Here is a 19,546-nt window from a genome sequence, read left to right on the forward strand (position 1 = left end):
CCGAGGCGGGCGGCCTCGGTCGACCTGAGCGCGCGGGCGGGCCGACCCCTTGTCCCTCGCTCCTCGCTCCTCGACCCTCGCTCCTCGTGCTAAGGCGCCTGTTCAAGCAGAGCAGCACGTACGCCGTCGCCAGCGTCGGGGCCAAGCTGAGCGGGTTCATCCTGCTGGCGTACTACGGCGACCCCGAGGTGCTGGCGAAGGCCGACTTCGGGTACCTCGGCGCGCTCGACGCGACGAAGATGTTCGCGCTGCTGGTCGCCGGCGTCGGGCTGCCCCTGGGGATCCTGCGGTTCGCGTCGTCGCCGACGCTGAGCGAGGGCCAGCGTGCGGCGGTGCCGATGACGGCGCTGACCGTCGCGGTCGTGGCCGGCGCCGTGTCGACGGCGCTCGGGTGGGCGCTGGCGCCGTGGGCGTCGGAGGCGCTGTTCGGGACGCCCGACCGCGCCGAGGCCGTGCGGTGGCTGGCGGTCTACATCGGCGTCAAGACCGTCTCCGACGTGTCGTACACGGTGCTCCGGCAGCGGGAGAAGGCGGGGGCGTTCGTGCTGGTCGGCGTCGTCGAGGCGGGGCTGCTCGTCGCGTTCGTCGTGCTGTTCCTGCTGCGGGGCGAGGGGCTGGTGGGCGTGATGAAGGGCTACGCGGCGTCGGCGGCGCTGGTGGCCGTCGTGGTGACGCCGCTCCTCGTCGCTCGTGTCGAGCGGACCGTCGACTGGGGGCTGATCCGGCCGATGCTGGCGTTCGGGGCGCCGCTGATCGCGTCCGGCTTCGCGGGGCGGTTCTTAAATCTGGGGGATCGGTTCCTGGTGCTCCACTACCTCGGCGCCGAGGGCGCGGCGGTCTACGAGTGGGCCGCACGGTTCGGGGGCGTCGTGAACTCGTTCCTGGTGCAGAGCTTCGTGCTGGCGTTCACCGTGCTCGGGATGAAGGCGCTAGACGAGACCGGCTCGCCCGAGCTGCACCGCCAGGCGTTCCGTCACTTTGCCGCGCTCGCGGGCTGGGTGACGCTGGGCCTGGGCCTCTTTGTCGCCGACGTCAGCCGGGTGCTCACCGACGACCCCGAGTTTATCGGCACGGCGGACGTGGTGGTGCTCGTCGCTGGCGGGTTCGCGTTCTACGGGCTGTACTTCGTGGTCGTGAACGTGCTCTACACCGCCGGGCGGACGCGGGCCGTCGCCGTGAGCGTGGGCGCGGCGGCTCTGCTCAACCTGGCGCTCAACGTGGTGTTGATCCCGGTGATGGGCATCGCCGGGGCGGCCGTGGCGACCCTCCTCGCGTACGCGGCGCTGGCGGTGCTGACGGCGCGGCTGGCGCAAGCGTCGGCGCCTGTGGCGTACTCGTGGCGGGCGCTCGCGCTGGTGGCGGGGCTGACGGCCGGGCTGTACGTGCTCGGTCGGCCCGTCGAGGACTGGGCGACGGTGCCCCGGCTGGCGGCGCGCGTGGCGCTGGCGGCGGCGTACGTGCCCGGGCTGTTCGCGCTGGGCGTCTACGGGCGCGAGGACCTCGCGCGGGCGGTGGACGTGGTGCGTGGGAAAGCCAGCTAACAGACGGCCGTTCTGCGGCCTAGTCTGCCAGAAGGGTGGCGCTCTGGTGGACCTCTTCCTCCGTAAGCAGGGGGTGGTCAAGCGCCCCCGTCCTGTACCTCTCGCTGCTCAACCACCGGAGCACGCCAGTCCCGGCGTCGTTGTCGAGAGAGGCCACCGCCAGCGCGGGCTCCGCGAGTAGTCCTCGCACGTCATCGCGACCAAGACGGCCCAGGATGCGGTTGAACGCATCGACCCGCTCGCGCCGTTCTTCTTCGGCCTCGGTGTACGCCGAGGATACATCGCTCCGCCGGGTGTCGAGATCGACGGCGATGGTCACGGCTGACAAATAACCTCGCGCGAGCAGGCGGAGCACGTCGAGGTGTTCCTCACTCGAGAAGAGGGCCGCCGCCCGCCGGAGGGCCCGCCAGACATCGGTCCCCATGCCGACCGCGGCGAGACGGTCGAGCGCGCCGTGGGCGGGGAGCACCCAACGGAACAGGCTCTCGTACTGGCGGCCGAAATGGGCGCGCCCCGCATCCACGGGGACCTGGACTCGCCCGTCGGCGACGCGGCCGTCCGCGAAGCGGCCCGTGGTGCCTGGCGCCCCCATGAGGACGTAGAGGGCCGGCCTCCACAACTCCTTCGTTTGGAACGCCCACTCCGGGGCGCCGCCCCCCGAGGGGATGGTCTCTACCGAGAGCGCCGGACCGGCCATAAGTCGTCAGGAGGAGGCCGCGGAATAGCAGATTATGCCGCATGGGGAGACAAGCAGATTAATCAGTGAACACCTCCCATCCTTTAATAACAAAATTTGCTAGTGCAGGCCAAATCAGGAACTGATAGGCCAGAGTCAAAAACATCATTGCTCCAGAACCGAATGAATTCCAATACACATCTAGTGGTGAGAACTGATTTCTGAGAGCAGTCTGGACGACAGGTATAGCGTCGCACCAATTTTGAATCGCAAGATTGACTGACTGTTTGTACGAAAGTGTATCAACCATGGGCGTTTCAAAGAAGGAAACGTTGTAAATGTTTGTAAGCAAGAACACTATCAAACTGTAAGACACGAAGACCCCGAAGCCGCCCCAGAATGCCGCGCCCATTCTGAGCATATCTGGCAACCGCTCATCAACCTCCTCCAGCTTGTCGAATTTGAAACTGAAAGATTCTAGGAACCTAGCCCTCGCCCCCCATCTAGTCTTCCGTAAGTTCTCTACCATTAAGGTAACGACTAGAGAACTGCACATGATAAACAAATACAATGACACCACTATGCCATAAAAACCCCAAACTCCGCCTTCATTCGAGTAGATGTATGACATGAATCCGGAACCTAGTGCTACGAATTTAACATCTAGTAGTAAGGATATAAAAATAGATAAGACAAGAGGCACGATGCTGAGTGCCGTCGAGCCTGCGACGTAGCCAGCAAGCTTGAGAAGCCTAAAGAAAACAAACGCAGCCGCCAGAAGAGCTATGAGCACCAGCGGAAAGAGTACCAGCTTCATCATGGCGTAACGTGCTCAGGCTTTGCGAGGTCAAGTTACTGAAACAGAGGGGAATGCGGCACAACAGTTTGCCACTCAGCCGCACATCGCGGCGGGGCGGTTGGACGAGGCAACGTAGGCGCTGACGGTAGAACGAGGCAAGGACGCTGGAGCGTTGTGTCGGCCTGCAGTGGCGGGTTCTACCGCCCCGGTGGGCCAGCACCTTCTGGCTCACGGAGTTTGAAGCCCGAGACGACCATGAGGACAGCCGCAGCAACATCAATGAGCGCCCATGTCTCCCGGTCCAGCGGAATCGGAACGATGGGGTTGAACAGCAAAGCCGTTACCCCCAAAGTCAACGTCCACGCCGTGGCACCCGACTCTGCGGCTCGGAACGCTCCGTAGGCTGATACGCCACACACAACGAGACGGAGCAGCGTGTAGTAGCCGTACGGCATCGGTGCCAACGCGATGACCAGGAAGCCAGCCGCGAGCAGAGCCAGAGGCTTGTAAGCCATGCGGAACCAAACGTTAGTACGATGATGTGACTCGCCCTGCCTCCGACTTCTCCCCCCAGTGCAAGGCGAGCATCCGTGTGCCAAACGTCAAAATGACCGGCAGCAAGATGCCCATGAACGCAATGCCTGACTCCCCATTGAGCAGCGCGCCGAGAAAAGCGACAGGGACTACGCCGACTCCCGCGAAAAAGAGGCCGACGATCAACCAGAACCAGCCCAGGAGAGCGAAGGCTACTCCAACACTGAACAGCTAGACAGTAGCGCCAAACACGTACGACGAGATCATGAGCGCTGAAGACGCGAAGCTCCGAGTCTTACGGATCAGCCCGAGCGGAACGAATACGAACAGGACCAGCAGGAACGCAAATCCGAAGATTGGCTGCATGATCGCGTAGAGCGAGAACGCCGTTTCGGTTACCCATTCTCTCATGGCTGTCGTGGTCTGAGTGGGAGGGGCGGTAGAACCACTACTTCAGCGGCGTGGTGAGTCACTATCGGTAGTGACCGGTCGCCAAATCTAGTGACTCACTACGCGGCACGCCTTCACCCAGCGGCACCGTCCGGTCGGCAAGCCCGAGCCGCCGGGCCTCCCCGGCGCGGAGCCGCCAGACCTTCCGGCTCGCGTCCCACACCCCGCCGCTCGCCTTGACCCTCCGTGCGACCTCGGCCTCCCCCCACACCACACGGACGCCGACGACGGTCGCCGCGCGGGGCGCCCACGCTCGCTCGTCGACGACCAACTCGACCGTCGTGACCCGCCGGTTCGCGCCGTCGGTCCGGTAGCGGACGCAGACGAGCTGGTCGCCGAAGCGATCCACGAAGCGGCGGGTGCCCCGGTGGCCGGGGCGGAGGGTCTGGAGAACGCGCATCGGAACAGAGGCGGCACGCCCCGAACGTAGCGTGTCCGAGTGGAACGGCCCGCCAGCCGGCCGCGAGGGGGCGCCGTCGGGTGGCCTCGCACTCCGAGCGCGGCCGGAGCGCGTGGGGGCGACGAGACGCACGCCGTCGGAGCATCCCGCGCGCATCCCTGGCGCCCCGTGCTCCGGGCGTTGGTGCTCGGTGTCCGGCGGGGCTAGATTGCCGGTCCGGCGCAGGTCCGCGCCGCCCCCCCACTTTCACGAGTAGAAGACATGCCCAACGGAGACATCGGCGCCGCCCTCGGAATGGTCGAGACGAAAGGCCTCGTCGGCGCCATCGAGGCCGCCGACGCCATGGTCAAGGCCGCCCGCGTCAACCTGATCGGGAAGGAGCAGATCGGCGGCGGGTTCGTCACGGTCATGGTCCGTGGCGACGTCGGCGCCGTCAAGGCCGCCACGGACGCCGGGGCCGCCGCCGCCGAGCGCGTCGGCGAGCTCGTTTCGGTCCACGTCATCCCGCGTCCGCACGCGGAAGTCGAGGCGATCCTGCCGGGCGAGTAGCTCTGGTGGCCGACTCCACGCACTACGAGGCGCTCGGCCTGCTCGAGACGCACGGCCTGGTCGCCGCCATCGAGGCGGCGGACGCGATGGTCAAGGCTGCCGCCGTCCGGCTCGTCCGCCAGGAGCGGACGAACCCGGCGCTGATCACGCACCTCATTGTTGGGGAGGTGGCCGCCGTGCGCGCCGCGCTCGACGCCGGCCGCGCCGCTGGCGAGCGCGTGGGCACCGTCGTCGCGGCCCACCTGATCCCGCGCCCCGGAGAGGGCGTGTGGACGATGCTCGTCGGCGCCGAGCCGGGCGCCCTGCCCGCCGCACGCAGCGCCGCCGCCGACGACTACGACGACCGGACGGTGAAGGAACTGCGCCAGCTCGCGCGCGACCGCGACGACGACCGGCTCAGCGGCCGCGACATCTCGCGGGCCTCGAAGGACGACCTGTTGGCCTTCTTGCGCGCGACGTCGTGAGCGGGGCGAGGACGCCCCGTCGTCCGGCCCGCAGCACGTTGCTCGCCATCCGCGACCGGCTCCGGACCCTCGCGCCCAGCGCGGAGCCCCTCGACGACACCGAGCCGCCCAGCGAACGGGGGCTGGCGATGCTGCTCTCGCTCGTCGTGGCGCTGGTGATGTGGTTCAGCTTCTCGATGCGCGAGACGTACCCGGTCACGATGCGGCTGCCGGTCGAGATCGTCCAGACGCCCGCCGGGCAGGCCTTGCGCGAGCCGCCGCCGGAGGAGGTCACGGTGACGCTCCGGGGCGAGGGCTGGACGCTGCTCTCGCTCACCCGCCGCTTGCCCACGCTCCGCGTCGTCGCCGAGAGCGAGACGATCGACCTCGCGGCGGCGCTCCAGGACGCCGGGCTCCCGCCCGACATCGAGGTCCAGAGCGTTCAGCCGGCCACCGTCGCCCTCGCGCTCGACGTGCGGACCAGCCGCCGGCTCCCCATCCGCCTGCGCTCGGCCATCGAGACCGTCGCGTCGTACGACTTGCTCCGTACCCCGCGCTTGCGCCCGGACTCGGTGACCGTCACCGGCGCGCAGTCGCTGCTGGGCCGCCTCGACGACTGGCCGACCGAGGTGCTGAGCGCGCAGAACGTGCAGGCGAGCCTGGCCCGGACCGTCGCCCTCGCCGACACCTTCGGCGGCCTGCTCTCGCCCGCCGTCCGCGCCACGCGTGTGTCGGTGGACGTGGGCGAGTTCACCGAGGGCCGTCGCGTGCTCGATGTGGAGGTCGAGAACCTGCCCGACGACATCGTCGGCGTCCGGTTCGACCCCGCTCGCGTCACGGCCATCTACCGGGTCCCCACCGTCGGCGACACCTACGAGCGGGCGCTCACCACCCCCGGCTTCCGCGCCGTCGTGGATTTCTTCGACATCCGCCGCAACCCGACCGACGGCGAGGTCCCGGTGTCCGTCCGCCAGCCCGCCGACCTCGACGTGCGCGATGTGGTCCTGAGCCCGTCGCGCGTCGAGTACTTCATCCAGCGCCGCGCGGCGCCACAGGCGGGCAAGGAGTAACGGCCCCCCAGCGGGGGGCTGGCGCCATCGAACGGTCCCGCGCATGCGAGCGCACGGTGGGCTCCGACCCTCCAGCCTGTCCCCGCGCAGGCGGGGAAGAGGGGCCGGGGGAGGGCGACCGCACCCTGTCCCTCTCCCACGGCAGGGCCGGCAAGTTCTACAGGCGAAGATCAAAAAGAATGCGTCATTCCCGCCTGCGCGGGAATCCATACGGCGGTTGTGCTTCGCGATCAGCCTCCAATGGATCCCCGCCTACAGGGGGATGACTATTGATTTGGCTTAGCAAGACGACTTTGCTGGCAGAACGTACCGGCCTTGCTCTCCGACGGGGGGAGGGGACGTCGTAAGGGGGGGCTCGCGCCAGCGTGTGTGCCGGTCCCTCCGCCGAGTCCTCGGGTGGGATCCGCCGCCTCTCCACGCGGCGCCCGCTATCCTCCCCGGCTCCCTTCGCCCCGCCGATGCTGTACCTCGCCCTCGCTGTCGCCTGCAGCCTCTCGATCGCCGTCGTCTTCAAGGTGGCCGAGCGGCGCGACCTCGACCGGACGGCGCTGCTGACGGTGAACTACCTCGCCGGTGCGCTGCTGGCGATCGGCTTGCAGGGCGTCGCCCCGATGGGCGCGCTCTCGGGCGGGCTGGTGGCCCTCGGGGTAGGGCAAGGCGTGCTGTTCATCGTCGGGTTCTGGCTGTTCTCGCTGGCGATCCGCGAGGCCGGGATGGGGCTCGCCGCGGGCGTGATGCGGCTGTCCGTCGTCGTGCCGTTCGTGGCGTCGTGGCTGGTGTGGGGCGAGGTGCCGACGGCGTTCCAGTTCGTCGGGCTGGCGCTGGCGGGCGCGGCCTTCTTCCTGGTGGCCCGGCCCGCCGCCGCGCCGCCCGGCAAGCTCGGCCCGCCCACGAGCGACCCCGATGCCGAGCCCCACGCCGACGCGCCGAAGACGGTGGGTCTGCTGGCGCTGCTGTTCCTGTCCGGCGGATTGGTGGACGTCAACATGAAGGTGTTCCGGGAGGTCTTCTCGGCCGCTGCCGGTGGCGACACGCCGATCTCGACGTTCCTGCTGTTCGTCTTCGGCGTCGCGTTCCTGGTCGGCGCCGTGGCCGTCGGGGTCAAGGGCGTGCGGACGGGGCGGTGGCCGAGCGCGCAGGCGTGGGTCTGGGGCGTCGGGCTCGGCGTCGTCAACTACGGCTCGGCCGAGTTCCTCTTGCGCGCGCTCGACCAGCTCGACGGGACCGTCGCGTTCCCGGCCAACAGCGTCGCCATCGTGTTCGGCGCCGCGATCATCGGGCGGTTCGTCTGGGGCGAGGCGTTGTCGCGCGCCAACCTCGTCGGGCTGGGGCTGGCGGGCGTCGCGCTCGTCCTGCTGGCGGGATGAGGGCTCCCTGCGCTCGCCGGGAACGAGGGGCGAGCAACGGGGAATGCATGCGCGATCTGAGCGCACCCGCCACTGAATCACCGGCTCGCCGGCTGGCGTACGTCGCCCATGATTCCCGATGACTCCTCTCGCTCGTTTCGCCCGTGGGCCCTCCTGGGGCTGGGCCTTGTCGCGGCGCTCGTTGCCGCCGCCGCCGTGCTGCTCACCCGGGGCGGGATCAGCGAGGACGAGATCCGGTCTGCCGTGCGGACGGGCATCGAGGCCGAGGCGGCCGAGGGCTTCGTCGTCACCGGGCGGCTGGCGTCGACGCTGTCGGGGTCGAGTGCACGGCGCTGGCGGATCCGGCTGCTCGACATCGAGACGGGCCGCGCCGAGGTGGCCGTCCGCGTCCCGGCGACGATGACGTACGGGTTCTCGCTCGACGACTTCGGCGCCGACGACATCCGGTTCCGGGAGGGCGGCCTCGTCGAAGTGGTGCTGCCGCCGCTGTCGGTGTTCTCGGTCGAGCCCGAGTTGGAGGACGCCGAGGTCGACATCGACCTGAGCGGCCAGGCGCGCCTGACGCCGTCGCTCACCGAACGGACCGTCGAGCAGACGCTGCGGCGTGTCCGGCCCGCGCTCCGGGAGCAGGCCGAGGCCCACCTCCGCGCCTCCGACCAGCCCGCCATCAACTCCGCCCGCGCCCTGCGCCGCGTGCTCGCGGCCCCGCTGGAGGCGGCCGGCGTCGACCTCGCCGACGTGCGCTTCCGGTTCGTCGTCGCGCCCGGCGACACGCTCGACATCCAGCCCGAGGGCGGGCGCCGTTCCATCCCCGCCGAGTAAGTGAAGCTGCCCTGGACGCGCCCGGCGCGCGAGACCCCCGCCTACGTCGACACCCGCGCCGGCCTGCTGGCCGCCGACGGCACGCGCTACCGCACCACGGAGCCCCTCCTGCGCGACTACGCCGGGCCCGTCGTCGAGGCGGTCGGGCTGGGGACGCTGCTGGCCCGCGCCGGCGTGTGGCTCCGCTCTCCGGTCACGCTGGCGGCGCTCGCGCTGCCCGTTCTGCTGGCGCTCTTGCCGTGGTGGACGGCGGCCGGGCTGACGATGGTGCTGTTCGCACTGTGGGCCGCCGCCGCGCCCGGCATCGTCGCACCCGGCCTGATCGGCACGCTGCGCGTGCTGGAGCACCCCGTCGTGCAGGGGCTGCTCTACGTGGTCGTGCTGAGCGCGTTCGCGAACGCCGGTCAGTTCGCGGCCGTGTGGACCGGCGTCGCCGGGTTCATCGCGCTCCGCCTGGGCCTCGTCAGCATCCTGCTCGGACCGATCGTGGATCCGATCCAGCAGATGTGGTACCCGCTCCCGCCCGCCGACCAGACGCTGCGCTCGCTGATCGTCCGCGAGGCGCTCCGCCGAGGCGTGAACCTGGCGGGGATGGAGGCCATCGAGGACCGCGTCCGCGCGTTCTGGCGCCGGGGCAAGTAGCGGCTCAGCCGCCGCGGAGCTTCGCCAGCATCTCGGGGTCGAGCAGATCCGCCAGCGACGAGCCCGAGGAGGCGGGTGCCGTGCCCTTACCCCGGTCCCGGTTGCCCGAGTGGCCCCCGTCGTTCCGGTCGTCGCGCTGGCGAGGGGCGTGGCCCGCGCGGCGCTCTGCGCGCGGGGCGCGCTCGGCCTTGGCGGGTGCCTCGGCCGGGGCCGGTGGCTTCAGCGACGAGAAGTCGACCGTCTCGCGGATGAGAGGCCCGGACCCTAGCGAGCCGAGCGACGGCTTGCGCGGCGGGCCACTCGGGGGGCGGCCGGTCGAGAGGTCGAGCGCCTGGCCCACCCGGACGGCAGGGTCGGGCACGGCCGGTGGGCGCGGCGTCGGGGCGGGCGGCGGCGGGGCCGCCGGGCCGGTCGAGAGGTCGAGGACGCCCTTGGAGAGGTCGGGGCGGGGAGCGGAATCGTCGGCCATCAGTTCAGGAGGGACAGCGCCAAGCTAGCGCCTCGCCCGTGGACTACCGGGGCGCCGGAGCGCTCGCGCCGCCGACCACGTCGAACCCGGCGGCCTCGACGGCCTCGATCAGGATCTCGCGCGTGGCCTCGGGGCCGGCGTCGACCCGCGCGGAACCGATCTCGACGGACTCCACGACGGCGTTCTGGACGCCCGCCAGCGCGTCGCGGACGGCGCCGACGCAGTGCTGGCAGGACATCCCGGTGATCTCCAGCGTTTCGGTGTGGCGGTCGGGGGCGAGGTTGAACATGGGAGGAGGGGAAGGGGGAGGGAAGGGGCAAGGGGCCCCGTGTCTCACGCTGCGCGAAGGCGAAGCGCGTTGCCGATCACGAACAGGTCCGAGAAGACCATCGCGAGGGCCGCGAGCATGGGGGAGAGCAGGATCCCGAAGGCGGGGAAGAGCACGCCGGCGGCGACGGGAATCAGAATCACGTTGTAGGCGAAGGCCCAGAACAGGTTCTGGCGGATGTTGCGAAGCGTCGCCCGCGCCACGCCGACCGCCCGGCCGACCGCCTCGATGTCGCCGCCCGCCAGCACCACGTCGCCCGCCTCGATGGCCACGTCGGTGCCCGTCCCCATCGCCAGCCCGGCATCCGCGACCGCGAGCGCGGGCGCGTCGTTGATGCCGTCGCCGACGAAGGCGACCTTTCTACCCCGGGCCTGAAACGCGGCGACCGCTGCGGCCTTTTCGTCGGGCAGCACCTCGGCGCGGACGGTCTCGATGCCGAGGGTCTTCGCCACCGCCCGCGCCGTCGCCTCGGCGTCGCCCGAGATCAGCGCCAGCTCCAGCCCCTGCGCGCGCAGGGCGTCGAGCGCGGCCCGGGCGCCGGGCTTGATGGGGTCGGAGACGGCCACGAGCGCGACCGCCACGCCGTCGACGGCGACGACGAGCGGGGTCTTGCCTTCGGAGGCGAGATCGTCGGCCTGCTGGCGGTCGGCGTCGGACAGCACGATCCCGAGCCGGTCCAGCAGGCGAGGGGCGCCGACGGCGACGGCCCGGCCCTCGACCGTCCCGGTGACGCCGAAGCCGGGCACGGCCTCGACGCTGCTCGCGTCGGGCGCGTCCGGGACGTGCGCGAGGAGCGCGCGCGCGATCGGGTGCTCGCTCTGGCGCTCGACGCCCGCCGCCAGCCGGAGCGCCTCGGCCCCGTTCGCGCCACCCAGCCCGACCACGTCGGTGACGGCGGGGCGCCCCAGCGTCAGTGTGCCCGTTTTGTCGAAGACGACCAGGTCGGCCTCCGCGAGCGCCTGCAGGCCCGCGCCCTCGCGCACGAACGCGCCCTTCTGCGCCGCGCGGCCGGTCCCGACCAAGACGGAGATCGGCGTGGCGATGCCCATCGCGCACGGGCACGCGATGATGAGCACCGAGACGGCCGCGACGAGCGCGTACGTCAGCCGAGGCTCGGGCCCGACCAGCATCCAGACGGCGAACGTGACGGCGGCCGTCGCCAGCACGACGGGCACGAACACGCCGACCACGCGGTCGGCGAGCGCCTGGATCGGCGGCTTCGAGCCCTGGGCGTCCTCCACCATCCGGACGATCCGCGCCAGCGCCGTCGCGCCCCCGACTGCGCCCGCCTCGACGGTCAGCGCGCCCGTCCCGTTGACGGTCCCCGCCGCGACCGACGCGTCCTCCTCCTTCTCGACCGGGACCGGCTCGCCCGTCATCGCCGACTCGTCGACGAACGAGCGGCCCGCGACCACGACGCCGTCGACCGGGATGCGCGCGCCGGGGCGGACGAGCACGCGGTCGCCGACGGAGACGTCCGCCAGCGCGACCTCCTGCTCTCGGCCGTCGCGCACGACGATCGCCGTCGCGGGCTGTAAATCCAGCAGCGCACGGATGGCGGCGCCGGCGCGGCCCTTCGCGAGCGCCTCCATCCAGCGGCCCGCCAAGATCAAGGTGATGATGGTCGCCGCCGCCTCGAAGTAGACGTGGTCGGCGCCCGCGGGCAGCACGCCGGGCGCGAGCGTCGCCACGACCGAGTAGCCGTACGCGGCGGAGGTGCCGAGCAGGACGAGCGTGTCCATCGACGGGGCGCCCGAGCGGAGCGCGGCCCAACCGGCGCGGATAAAGTGGCGCCCGGGTCCAAACTGGACGGCCGTGCCGAGCGCCAGCAGCGTCCACCGCAGCGTCGTCTCGCCGACGGTCCGGCCCAGCCAGCCGCCTGCGCCGGGGACCAGCATCGGGCCCATCTCGAGAATCCAGATCGGCAGCGTGAGGGCGGCGGCCCACAGCGCGCGACCGCGTTGCAAGGCGCGCTCGGCGTCTTTGTCAGCCTCGCGCTCCGTCCGGTCGATGTCGGCGCCCGCCTCGAAGCCCGCCTTGCGGATGGCATCGGCAATCGCGTCGTCGCTGAGCCCGGGCCGCGCCGAGACGGTCGCCCGCTCGGTCGCCAGGTTCACCCCGACCGACTCGACGCCCTCCATGCGCGACAGCACGCGCTCGACGCGCGCCGAGCACGAGGCGCATTCCATCCCCTCGACGCGGAGCGTGACGGTGCGGGCGGGAGCAGTGGTCTCAGGCATGGATGTGGCGGTTTTGAGGGTATACGCCCTGGACCCTACTCCAGAGTTCCGTGAATCAGAGACGCGGGATCCGCGGCCCCCGTCCGTTTCGACCGCAACGGGGGGGCGTAGGGGCACGCCGGTGGCGTGCCCGTGCCGATCGCTCCCGTGGGCACGCCACCCGCGTGTCCCTACGGGTCGGACGCCGGGAGGTCGTCGGCCAAGGCCGCCAGCACGGGGCACTCGGCGCGCGTCGTGTGGACCCCGCCGCAGGTCTCCGCGAGCGCGGCCAGCGCGTCGCGCGTGCGCGTCAGCTCGGCGATGCGCGCGTCGATTTCGGCCACCTTGTCGGTCGCCCGCTGGCGGACGGCGCCCGCGTCGGCGTGCGCGTCGGACGAGAGCGCCAGCAGGCTCGAGGCCTCGTCGAGCGTGAAGCCGAGGGCCTGGGAACGGCGGAGGGCCCGCAGGCGGCGCAGTGCGTCCGAGTCGTACTCGCGGAAGCCGCCCGCCGTGCGCGGCGGCGCCGCCAGCAGCCCGCGCTTTTCGTAGTAACGGACCGTGTCGACCGGCACGCCGGCCGCGTCCGCGAAGGCCCCGATCCTCACAGCGCCGCCACGACGCGCTGGAGCCGGTCGCGGACCTCCGCCGCCACGTCCCCCAGCTCGGCGTTCTCGACGGCCGACATGCTGGCGACCGGGTCGACGGCGGCCACCTCGGTCGTCCCGTCGCCCAGGTCGCGCAGGATCACGTTGCAGGGCAGCATGGCGCCGATGCGCGGCTCGGCCTGCATGGCGCGGTGCGCGAGCGGCGGGTTGCAGGCGCCCAGGATGCGGTAACCGGGCACGTCGACATCGAGCTTGGTCTTGAGCGTGGCCTGGATGTCGATCTCGGTCAACACGCCAAAGCCCTCCTTGGAGAGCGCGGCGCGTGTGCGGGCCTCGGCGTCGGCGAGGTCGGTGTCGAGGGTGCGTGTAAAGGTGTAGTCGGCCATCGGAGAGGGGAGAGGGAGGTGGGGAAACGCCGAGCCCCGGGCCTCCCGTTCCCGCGAGCCGGCGGTCATTGGCATTGGCTCCCCCCGTCCAACCGCCCATCGCTTCGTTCCGTGCAGCGGAAGCTGTATGCGTGAGGGGGACAGTCGGAACGCCCGTTCGCAGGCCACCCCGGCCCTATCGCCGGACCGCGCGGAAGTAGAGCGTCGCGCCGACCACGAGGTCGAAGCTGAGGCACAGCCACACGTACCACGCGGGCGACGTGCCGCCGAGCGCGAGGTCCCAGAGCGGATGCAGCAGCCATCCCGCCGCCAGCCATCCCATTCGTCCGGCAAGCCCCATCCGAGCGAAACCGCCCGCGCAAGCCACGCCGACGAGTTGGAGGAGAACGGCGCCCGTTCCGTCCCCGATGGCGAACCCGACATGCAAGAGGGCAGCCACCAGCAGGCCCGCCGCCCACCACGCGCGCGCCCGGCGGCCGGTACAGCGAACTCCGCCCGCGAGGTACACCGCCGCCAGCACCGCGCCGAGCGCGAGCCAACTGAGCGCCGGGGCGCCCGGGGTCACGGGTCCACGACGGCCGTTCGCACAGTCGCCGCGCTGGCATCGGTCCACGCCATCAGCACCCGGTCGCCCAGCGCCACGACGTGTGGGACACCGCTCGCACGCCCGGCATCCATCGTTGCCACGGTCTGCGTGTCGCCCGCCGTGCCGCCGGCGGCGACGCGCCTCAAGCGGAGCTCGGCGGTCTCGCCGACCATCTCCAGCCAGCTCACGACGGCGCCGCCATCCGGCAGGAACGCCACGCCAACGCGGCCGATCGGCGTCCCGCCGTCGATGCGGACCGCGTCAGTCCACGTCGCGCCACTGTCGTCGGAGAGCGTCACCTGCACTCGGCTCGGCTCGGCGCCGGTGTACCACGCCAGCGCCACGCGGTCGCCATCGGCCGCCAGCGCCGGGCCGTTGACCGGGCACGCGTCGATGGTCCAGCCGTCGGCGTGGGGGACGACGGGCTCCGTCCACACGCCGTCGACGAGCCGGACGACGGCGACGTCGCGCACCTCGGCCTCGGTCCGGTCGCGGTACGCAACGACGAGCCCGGCGTCGGTCGCGACGGTCGCCGTGGGGCAGCAGTCGCAGGTGCGCGCATCGAGCAGCGCCTCGTCGGAGATCGTGCCGTCGCTCGCGACGGTCGCCGTGCGCAGCGTCATCGCGCCGCCGCCGTGGTGGCCGGACTGCTCGCGGCCGTCGAGCCAGACGAATGCCGTGCGCCCGTCGGCGAGACTGGCGGTGGAGACGAACCCGTGCTCGGCGGCGCGGCCGTCGTCGTGCAACAGTTGGCGGCGGCCACCGGCCAGCACCGCCGCGTCGTAGGCGTAGGGCGAGTCGCCCTCGGGGTGGCGGACGAGCGTGTGCGCGACGAGCCCGTCCGCGGTCGGGACCACGCCCGGCGTGTCGGCCCAGTTCACGAACCAGTCGGCGCCGGAGTCGGCAGTCTCGGCCGGGCCCCAGCCGTCGCCGGTCCATCGCGACGCGCGCAAGGCGTGCCCGTCGCCGTCGGGCTGGACCCACGACAGCACGGGCGTGCCGTCAGCGTCGAGGACCAAGCGGGGCGCTTGCGCCCCGGAGTCGGCGGGCACGTCGACGGCGCCTGCGACGGTGCTGGCGGTCGACGCGGGGGCGTCGGATTCGGGGGCGTCGGCACACGCCGCGAGGACGGCGAGCGCGACGAGGGCGGGGCGGAGGCGTCGGGTCATGCCGCAAGCCTACGGCACGCCGGGCCGACACACCACGGCCCGCGCCGAGCGATCGGTCGCGGGCCGCAATCAGATGTCGCTCGCGCTACGGCGCCGAGTTGCCGGGGACGGCCGCGAACACGGCGGCCTCGCCGGTCTCGCCGACGATGAGCACGTTGTAGGCGTCCTTGCGGTCGCCCATCTCCATGCCCGGCGAGCCGACCGGCATCCCGGGGACGGCCAGCCCCTTGGCCTCGGGGCGCTCGTCGAGAAGGCGCGCGACGTGTTCCGCGGGGACGTGCCCCTCGATCACGTACCCGTCGACCACGCCTGTGTGGCACGACGACAGGTCGGACGGCAGGCCCAAGCTGTCCTTGACGGCTGTCATGTCGGTGCGGTCCTCGGTGATCACCGTGAACCCGGCCGCCTCCATGTGCTCGACCCACATCGAGCAGCACCCACAGGTGGGGCTCTTATAGACCGTCATCGTGGGCGCGTCGTCGCCGACGAGGGCGACGGGCATCGTCACGGCCGCATCTGCGGCGGCGGCGTCGAGGTTGAGCGCGGCCGTCTCCGGCGTGGCCGCCTCCATCTGGCAGGCCGCGAGGGCGAACAGGGCGAGGAGCGGGAGAAGCTTGGTCATCGTTCGGTACCGGGAGTCAGCGCCTCCTCGACCTCGGTGGTCGTGTCGGAGGGGCCAGTGGTGGGGACGGGCTGGGGCGTCGGAATCGGGGCGTCAACGCCAGCGCCGCCGTCGAGCGGCTCGATCACTTCGGCGTCGACCAGGTCGCCGCCGAGCGGCGTCGCTTGCGGGCCGTACTCGCCGTAGTAGCCGTCGGAGGCGGAGTGGACGGCCTCGGCGCCGTCGGGGCGGTCGTCCCACGTGCAGCCGGCGAGGCCGGCGACGAGGACGAGGGCGGTGAGTCGGAGAATCATCAGAAACGCGGGGGGTCAGGGGCGTAGGACGCCCCGGTGTCGAACGGGTTCGGGGCGCTACTGATCTTCGAGGTCGGCGATCAGCGCCTCCATCTCGGCGATTTCGCGGCGCTGGGCCTCGATGATCTCGTCGGCCAGCTCGCGGACGCGCGGGTCGGAGATCTGGGCGCGCTCCGACGTCAAGATTGCGATCGAGTGGTGCGGGATCATCGCCTTCATCCAGGCTACATCCCCGACGGTCGTCTGGGCACGGACGAAGAACAGGGCGACGGCGAACACGAGTGCGCTGCCGGCGAAGATCATCAGGTTCTTCCTCTTGTCGGCGTACATGCCGAGCATGAACGCCAGCATCACGACGGCCATCGCGGCGCCCATGTAGAGGGCCATCCAGCCCTTCGTCTGGCTCCACCAGATGTGGTCGGCGACGTAGACCGTCGAGTACATGAGCGCGAGCATCACCCCCGTCGAGGTGATGATCATGGCGAAGAACCGGGGGTAGGAGCCCTTCATGGAGTCCTTCATCTTGCCGGCCATCGGCTTCTTGTCGGTCATCGGGTCGTTCACGAGAGGGGTGGGGTGGGTGAGGGGAAAGCGGCTCGCCGCAGAGGACGGCGGGCGGGAGGTGCACCAGGGTCAGTGCAAGTGGTTGTGGCCGTCGTCGGCGAGCACCGGCGCGGCAGCGGTCGTATCCGGCGGGGCGACGAGCGCGGCGTAGGCGTCGGGCGAGACGTCGGGCAGGCGGCGCAGGAAGGCCACGATCTCCCACAGCTCATCGTCCGAGTGGGTTGGCCCGTAGGCGGGCATCCCGGCCATCCTGATGCCGTTGTCGAGGACCCAGAACAGCTCGCCGTCGGACCACTCGGCAGCGGCCTCGTCGAGGTGCGGCGGCGTCGGGGAGAGGCCCTGTCCGGTCACGCTGCGCTCGGCGCCCGGCCCGCCGTGGCACGTCTGGCACATCTGGGCGAACGCGATCGCCCCGGCCCGGACGGCCGCCGAGTCGATCGGGACGGCTGGCGCGATGTCAGCGGCTCGCGTCTGGATCGAGCGGCGCGAGGTGGTCGACAGGACCCACGCTCCGAGCGCGCTGTCGCCGCTCGTCGCGGCCACGTTGTACCAGCCGGTAAACGGGAAGACGAGCGCCAGCAGGCCGAGGACGGCGAGCGTCGCGAGAACGGTCCAGGCGGCCTTCATGCGTCGACGCTCAGGCTCCGGGCGTTCACGGCCACCACGACCGTCGACAGGCTCATCAGGACGGCGCCGACGGCGGGGCTCAGGATGACGCCCCACGGCGCCAGCACGCCCGCCGCGAGCGGGATCGCGACGATGTTGTAGCCGGCGGCCCACCACAGGTTCTGGACCATCTTGCGCATCGTCGCGTGTGCGAGCGCGATCACGCGGACCGCCGCGCGCGGGTCGGAGGCCACGAGCACGATGTCGGCCGTCTCGACCGCCACGTCCGTCCCGGCCCCGACGGCCATCCCCACGTCCGCCGTTGCGAGCGCGGGCGCGTCGTTGACGCCGTCGCCGGTCATGGCCACGATGTGGCCCTCGGCTTGGAGCTCGCGGATGACGGCGCTCTTGCCGTCGGGCAGCACCTCGGCGATCACGCGGTCGATGCCGAGCTGGCGGGCGACGTGCTCGGCCACTTCCTTTTTGTCGCCGGTCAGCATCACGGCCTCCAGCCCCAGTTCGTGGAGCCGGTCGATGGCCTCTTTCGACTCGGGGCGGATCACGTCCGCCAGCCCCAGCGCGCCAGCCAAGGCACTATCGCGGACGACGTAGACGACCGTCGTGCCCTGATGGCCAAGCGCGTCGGCTTGCGTCGCGAGCGCGTCTGGCACAGCGATGCGCGCATCCGCGAGCGCGCCGGGGCTCAAGATCTCGACGGCCCGGCCGTCGACCGTCGCCCGGACGCCGCGCCCGGTGATGGCTTCGAAGTCGGTCGCGGCGGGGACCGCCAGCTCGCGCTCTTGGGCGCTGCGGACGACGCCAGCGGCGATGGGGTGCTCGCTCCCGCGCTCGACGGCGGCGGCGGTCGCCAGCAGGTCACCCTCGGTGACGCCGTCGGCCGGCAGGATGTCGGTGACGCCGAAGCGGCCCTCGGTCAGCGTGCCCGTCTTGTCGAAGACCAGAATGTCGAGGTCGCGGGCGCGCTCAAAGGCGGCGCGGTCGCGGATCAAGAGCCCGTTCCGCGCTGAGATCGAGGTCGACACCGCGACGACGAGCGGGATCGCCAGCCCGAGCGCGTGGGGGCAGGCGATGACCATCACGGTCACGGCCCGCTCGATCGCGAACGCCAGCGGCCCGTCGGTCAGCAGCCACCACGCCAGGAACGTCGCGGCCCCGACCGTCACGGCGACAATCGTCAGCCAGAACGCGGCGCGGTTGGCCAGGTCTTGCGTCCGGGACTTCGACGCTTGCGCCTCGCGCACGAGCGTCACGACCTGGTTGAGGTAGGCGTCGGCGCCGGTCTTGGTGACCTCGATGGTCAGCACCCCGGTCCCGTTGACCGAGCCTGCGATCACCTCGTCGCCCGATCCCTTTTCGACCGGCACGGACTCGCCCGTCAGCGCGGCCTGGTTGACGGCGCTCCCGCCCTCGACGACCGTCCCGTCGGCCGGCACCTTTTCGGACGCCTTGACCAGAATCCGGTCGCCGGGGCGGAGCTGGTCGGTGGGCACGTCTTCGACGGCGCCGTCGGGGCCCAGGCGGTGCGCCTCGTCGGGCATCAGCCGCGCCAGCTCTTCGAGCGCCCGGCTGGCGCCCATCACGCTCCGCATCTCGACCCAGTGGCCGACCAGCATGAGGTCGACGAGGGTGGCGGTCTCCCAGAAAAAGAGGTTGCCCTCGAGCCCGAGCACGACGGCGACTGAGTACACAAAGGCGACCGTGATCGCGAGCGCGACCAAGGTCATCATGCCCGGCCGGCCCGTCGCCAATTCGTCCTTGGCGCCCGTCAGGAACGGCCAGCCGCCGTAGGCCCAGACGACGGACGCCAGCGCGGTGAGCACCCAGACCGAGCCGGGGAACGTCCACTCGACGCCCGCCCACATCTGGAGCATCGGGCTCAGCGCGAGGATCGGGACGGTCAGCCCGAGGCAGATCCAGAAGCGGCGCCGGAAGTCAGCCACCATCATCGCGTGGTGGTCGTGGTGGCCGCGCCCGCCAGCGCCGTGGTTCATTTTCGAGTGATCCATCGCGCCGGGATCCATCGTGGAGTGGTCCATGGGCGCGGAGTCCGCGGCCCCGTGGCCCATTGCCGCGTGGTCCATCTCGGAGTGGCGCGCCTCGCCGGCGTCGTGCTCCTCGACGGGTCCGGGGTGGCCGTCGGCGTGAGAGCCGTGCGGGCCTTCGTGGGCGGCCTCGCGGAGGTCGGCCTGCTTGAGACCGGGGGCGTCGGCGGGCGAGTCGTCCATGCGGAGAGAGGCGGGTGGGGCTACCGGTTCAACGCGGACGGGCGCGTCGGGGTCGGAAACCGAACCTGAAAAGGCCTTCAGGTAGGCTCCCCGGGGGCATCCGTCCAACTCATGCCCTCCCGATCTCGGGGGGAAACCGAGAGGGGAGTCCCGCGGCGCG

24 protein-coding genes are annotated in these 19,546 nt (G+C 71.3%); 7 read left to right on the forward strand and 17 right to left on the reverse strand.

What is annotated here, in order from left to right:
• Window positions 1-86 precede the first annotated feature (86 nt).
• Entirely contained in the window at window positions 87-1,541 is a 1,455-nt protein-coding gene (locus ACLII4_RS06920; RefSeq protein ID WP_412070168.1) for a lipopolysaccharide biosynthesis protein, read from the forward strand.
• A gap of 19 nt (window positions 1,542-1,560) precedes the next feature.
• On the opposite strand, the gene ACLII4_RS06925 is transcribed toward ACLII4_RS06920, so the two are convergent.
• From ACLII4_RS06925 to ACLII4_RS06945, 5 genes are all read right to left on the reverse strand, one after another.
• Complete coding sequence (locus ACLII4_RS06925) at window positions 1,561-2,238, reverse strand: hypothetical protein (RefSeq protein ID WP_412070169.1); 678 nt, start codon at window positions 2,236-2,238, stop codon at window positions 1,561-1,563.
• Window positions 2,239-2,296: 58 nt separating this feature from the next.
• Window positions 2,297-3,037: a hypothetical protein gene (locus ACLII4_RS06930; protein ID WP_412070170.1), complete on the reverse strand. Its 741-nt coding sequence runs from the start codon at window positions 3,035-3,037 to the stop codon at window positions 2,297-2,299.
• 176 nt (window positions 3,038-3,213) lie between these two features.
• Complete coding sequence (locus ACLII4_RS06935) at window positions 3,214-3,531, reverse strand: DUF6804 family protein (RefSeq protein ID WP_412070171.1); 318 nt, start codon at window positions 3,529-3,531, stop codon at window positions 3,214-3,216.
• Between the two features lie 250 nt (window positions 3,532-3,781).
• Window positions 3,782-3,961, reverse strand: a complete 180-nt coding sequence (locus ACLII4_RS06940; protein ID WP_412070172.1) for a hypothetical protein — start codon at window positions 3,959-3,961, stop codon at window positions 3,782-3,784.
• Window positions 3,962-4,022: 61 nt separating this feature from the next.
• On the reverse strand, window positions 4,023-4,400 hold the full coding sequence (locus tag ACLII4_RS06945; protein WP_412070173.1) for a hypothetical protein: 378 nt from the start codon (window positions 4,398-4,400) through the stop codon (window positions 4,023-4,025).
• 261 nt (window positions 4,401-4,661) lie between these two features.
• Here ACLII4_RS06945 and eutM point away from each other — a divergent pair, with 261 nt between their 5' ends.
• The 6 genes from eutM to ACLII4_RS06975 all read left to right on the forward strand — a co-directional run bounded on the left by eutM (window position 4,662) and on the right by ACLII4_RS06975 (window position 9,293).
• Window positions 4,662-4,949 (forward strand): ethanolamine utilization microcompartment protein EutM, encoded by a 288-nt coding sequence (gene eutM, locus ACLII4_RS06950; RefSeq protein ID WP_412070174.1) that lies wholly within the window; start codon window positions 4,662-4,664, stop codon window positions 4,947-4,949.
• A gap of 5 nt (window positions 4,950-4,954) precedes the next feature.
• Complete coding sequence (locus ACLII4_RS06955) at window positions 4,955-5,413, forward strand: BMC domain-containing protein (protein WP_412070175.1); 459 nt, start codon at window positions 4,955-4,957, stop codon at window positions 5,411-5,413.
• 38 nt (window positions 5,414-5,451) lie between these two features.
• Entirely contained in the window at window positions 5,452-6,462 is a 1,011-nt protein-coding gene (locus tag ACLII4_RS06960) for a hypothetical protein (RefSeq protein WP_412070176.1), read from the forward strand.
• Window positions 6,463-6,920: 458 nt separating this feature from the next.
• On the forward strand, window positions 6,921-7,829 hold the full coding sequence (locus ACLII4_RS06965) for a hypothetical protein (protein ID WP_412070177.1): 909 nt from the start codon (window positions 6,921-6,923) through the stop codon (window positions 7,827-7,829).
• Between the two features lie 108 nt (window positions 7,830-7,937).
• On the forward strand, window positions 7,938-8,651 hold the full coding sequence (locus tag ACLII4_RS06970) for a DUF4230 domain-containing protein (protein WP_412070178.1): 714 nt from the start codon (window positions 7,938-7,940) through the stop codon (window positions 8,649-8,651).
• Window positions 8,652-9,293, forward strand: a complete 642-nt coding sequence (locus ACLII4_RS06975; protein WP_412070179.1) for a hypothetical protein — start codon at window positions 8,652-8,654, stop codon at window positions 9,291-9,293. It begins immediately after the preceding gene.
• A gap of 4 nt (window positions 9,294-9,297) precedes the next feature.
• On the opposite strand, the gene ACLII4_RS06980 is transcribed toward ACLII4_RS06975, so the two are convergent.
• The 12 genes from ACLII4_RS06980 to ACLII4_RS07035 form a co-directional block, all read right to left on the reverse strand.
• Complete coding sequence (locus ACLII4_RS06980) at window positions 9,298-9,762, reverse strand: hypothetical protein (RefSeq protein ID WP_412070180.1); 465 nt, start codon at window positions 9,760-9,762, stop codon at window positions 9,298-9,300.
• A 43-nt stretch (window positions 9,763-9,805) separates the two neighbouring features.
• A complete protein-coding gene (locus ACLII4_RS06985) occupies window positions 9,806-10,051 on the reverse strand; it encodes a heavy-metal-associated domain-containing protein (RefSeq protein WP_412070181.1) in 246 nt (81 codons plus the stop codon).
• 44 nt (window positions 10,052-10,095) lie between these two features.
• A complete protein-coding gene (locus tag ACLII4_RS06990) occupies window positions 10,096-12,330 on the reverse strand; it encodes a heavy metal translocating P-type ATPase (RefSeq protein ID WP_412070182.1) in 2,235 nt (744 codons plus the stop codon).
• A gap of 170 nt (window positions 12,331-12,500) precedes the next feature.
• Window positions 12,501-12,914 (reverse strand): heavy metal-responsive transcriptional regulator, encoded by a 414-nt coding sequence (locus ACLII4_RS06995; protein WP_412070183.1) that lies wholly within the window; start codon window positions 12,912-12,914, stop codon window positions 12,501-12,503.
• Window positions 12,911-13,300 carry a DUF302 domain-containing protein gene (locus ACLII4_RS07000; protein ID WP_412070184.1) on the reverse strand — a complete coding sequence of 130 codons (390 nt, stop codon included), beginning with the start codon at window positions 13,298-13,300 and terminating at the stop codon, window positions 12,911-12,913. The genes ACLII4_RS06995 and ACLII4_RS07000 overlap by 4 nt, the downstream gene beginning before the upstream one ends.
• Window positions 13,301-13,475: 175 nt before the next feature.
• A complete protein-coding gene (locus ACLII4_RS07005) occupies window positions 13,476-13,865 on the reverse strand; it encodes a hypothetical protein (RefSeq protein WP_412070185.1) in 390 nt (129 codons plus the stop codon).
• Complete coding sequence (locus tag ACLII4_RS07010) at window positions 13,862-15,055, reverse strand: hypothetical protein (RefSeq protein WP_412070186.1); 1,194 nt, start codon at window positions 15,053-15,055, stop codon at window positions 13,862-13,864. The genes ACLII4_RS07005 and ACLII4_RS07010 overlap by 4 nt, the downstream gene beginning before the upstream one ends.
• An 85-nt stretch (window positions 15,056-15,140) precedes the next feature.
• A complete protein-coding gene (locus ACLII4_RS07015) occupies window positions 15,141-15,677 on the reverse strand; it encodes a DUF411 domain-containing protein (protein ID WP_412070187.1) in 537 nt (178 codons plus the stop codon).
• On the reverse strand, window positions 15,674-15,970 hold the full coding sequence (locus tag ACLII4_RS07020; protein ID WP_412070188.1) for a hypothetical protein: 297 nt from the start codon (window positions 15,968-15,970) through the stop codon (window positions 15,674-15,676). Before ACLII4_RS07020 ends, ACLII4_RS07015 begins: the two co-directional genes overlap by 4 nt.
• 57 nt (window positions 15,971-16,027) lie before the next feature.
• Window positions 16,028-16,480, reverse strand: coding sequence for a DUF305 domain-containing protein (locus tag ACLII4_RS07025; RefSeq protein ID WP_412070556.1), 453 nt, complete (start codon window positions 16,478-16,480; stop codon window positions 16,028-16,030).
• Window positions 16,481-16,603: 123 nt separating this feature from the next.
• Window positions 16,604-17,161: a c-type cytochrome gene (locus tag ACLII4_RS07030; RefSeq protein WP_412070189.1), complete on the reverse strand. Its 558-nt coding sequence runs from the start codon at window positions 17,159-17,161 to the stop codon at window positions 16,604-16,606.
• Window positions 17,158-19,386, reverse strand: a complete 2,229-nt coding sequence (locus tag ACLII4_RS07035; RefSeq protein ID WP_412070190.1) for a heavy metal translocating P-type ATPase — start codon at window positions 19,384-19,386, stop codon at window positions 17,158-17,160. Before ACLII4_RS07035 ends, ACLII4_RS07030 begins: the two co-directional genes overlap by 4 nt.
• Window positions 19,387-19,546 lie beyond the last annotated feature (160 nt).

The sequence above is a fragment of the Rubrivirga aquatilis genome, assembly GCF_046845665.1.
In the GTDB taxonomy this organism is placed as follows: Bacteria; Bacteroidota; Rhodothermia; order Rhodothermales; family Rubricoccaceae; genus Rubrivirga.

What these genes read in the sequence shown, in the direction of transcription:
- ACLII4_RS07010 (WP_412070186.1), bottom strand. Translation starts at nt 15,055, where the DNA reads ATGACCCGACGCCTCCGCCCCGCCCTCGTCGCGCTCGCCGTCCTCGCG.
- ACLII4_RS06985 (WP_412070181.1), bottom strand. Translation starts at nt 10,051, where the DNA reads ATGTTCAACCTCGCCCCCGACCGCCACACCGAAACGCTGGAGATCACC.
- eutM (WP_412070174.1), top strand. Translation starts at nt 4,662, where the DNA reads ATGCCCAACGGAGACATCGGCGCCGCCCTCGGAATGGTCGAGACGAAA.
- ACLII4_RS07025 (WP_412070556.1), bottom strand. Translation starts at nt 16,480, where the DNA reads ATGAAGGGCTCCTACCCCCGGTTCTTCGCCATGATCATCACCTCGACG.
- ACLII4_RS06990 (WP_412070182.1), bottom strand. Translation starts at nt 12,330, where the DNA reads ATGCCTGAGACCACTGCTCCCGCCCGCACCGTCACGCTCCGCGTCGAG.
- ACLII4_RS06965 (WP_412070177.1), top strand. Translation starts at nt 6,921, where the DNA reads ATGCTGTACCTCGCCCTCGCTGTCGCCTGCAGCCTCTCGATCGCCGTC.
- ACLII4_RS07035 (WP_412070190.1), bottom strand. Translation starts at nt 19,386, where the DNA reads ATGGACGACTCGCCCGCCGACGCCCCCGGTCTCAAGCAGGCCGACCTC.
- ACLII4_RS06940 (WP_412070172.1), bottom strand. Translation starts at nt 3,961, where the DNA reads ATGAGAGAATGGGTAACCGAAACGGCGTTCTCGCTCTACGCGATCATG.
- ACLII4_RS06925 (WP_412070169.1), bottom strand. Translation starts at nt 2,238, where the DNA reads ATGGCCGGTCCGGCGCTCTCGGTAGAGACCATCCCCTCGGGGGGCGGC.
- ACLII4_RS06935 (WP_412070171.1), bottom strand. Translation starts at nt 3,531, where the DNA reads ATGGCTTACAAGCCTCTGGCTCTGCTCGCGGCTGGCTTCCTGGTCATC.
- ACLII4_RS06970 (WP_412070178.1), top strand. Translation starts at nt 7,938, where the DNA reads ATGATTCCCGATGACTCCTCTCGCTCGTTTCGCCCGTGGGCCCTCCTG.
- ACLII4_RS06930 (WP_412070170.1), bottom strand. Translation starts at nt 3,037, where the DNA reads ATGATGAAGCTGGTACTCTTTCCGCTGGTGCTCATAGCTCTTCTGGCG.
- ACLII4_RS07000 (WP_412070184.1), bottom strand. Translation starts at nt 13,300, where the DNA reads ATGGCCGACTACACCTTTACACGCACCCTCGACACCGACCTCGCCGAC.
- ACLII4_RS06980 (WP_412070180.1), bottom strand. Translation starts at nt 9,762, where the DNA reads ATGGCCGACGATTCCGCTCCCCGCCCCGACCTCTCCAAGGGCGTCCTC.
- ACLII4_RS07030 (WP_412070189.1), bottom strand. Translation starts at nt 17,161, where the DNA reads ATGAAGGCCGCCTGGACCGTTCTCGCGACGCTCGCCGTCCTCGGCCTG.
- ACLII4_RS07015 (WP_412070187.1), bottom strand. Translation starts at nt 15,677, where the DNA reads ATGACCAAGCTTCTCCCGCTCCTCGCCCTGTTCGCCCTCGCGGCCTGC.
- ACLII4_RS07020 (WP_412070188.1), bottom strand. Translation starts at nt 15,970, where the DNA reads ATGATTCTCCGACTCACCGCCCTCGTCCTCGTCGCCGGCCTCGCCGGC.
- ACLII4_RS06945 (WP_412070173.1), bottom strand. Translation starts at nt 4,400, where the DNA reads ATGCGCGTTCTCCAGACCCTCCGCCCCGGCCACCGGGGCACCCGCCGC.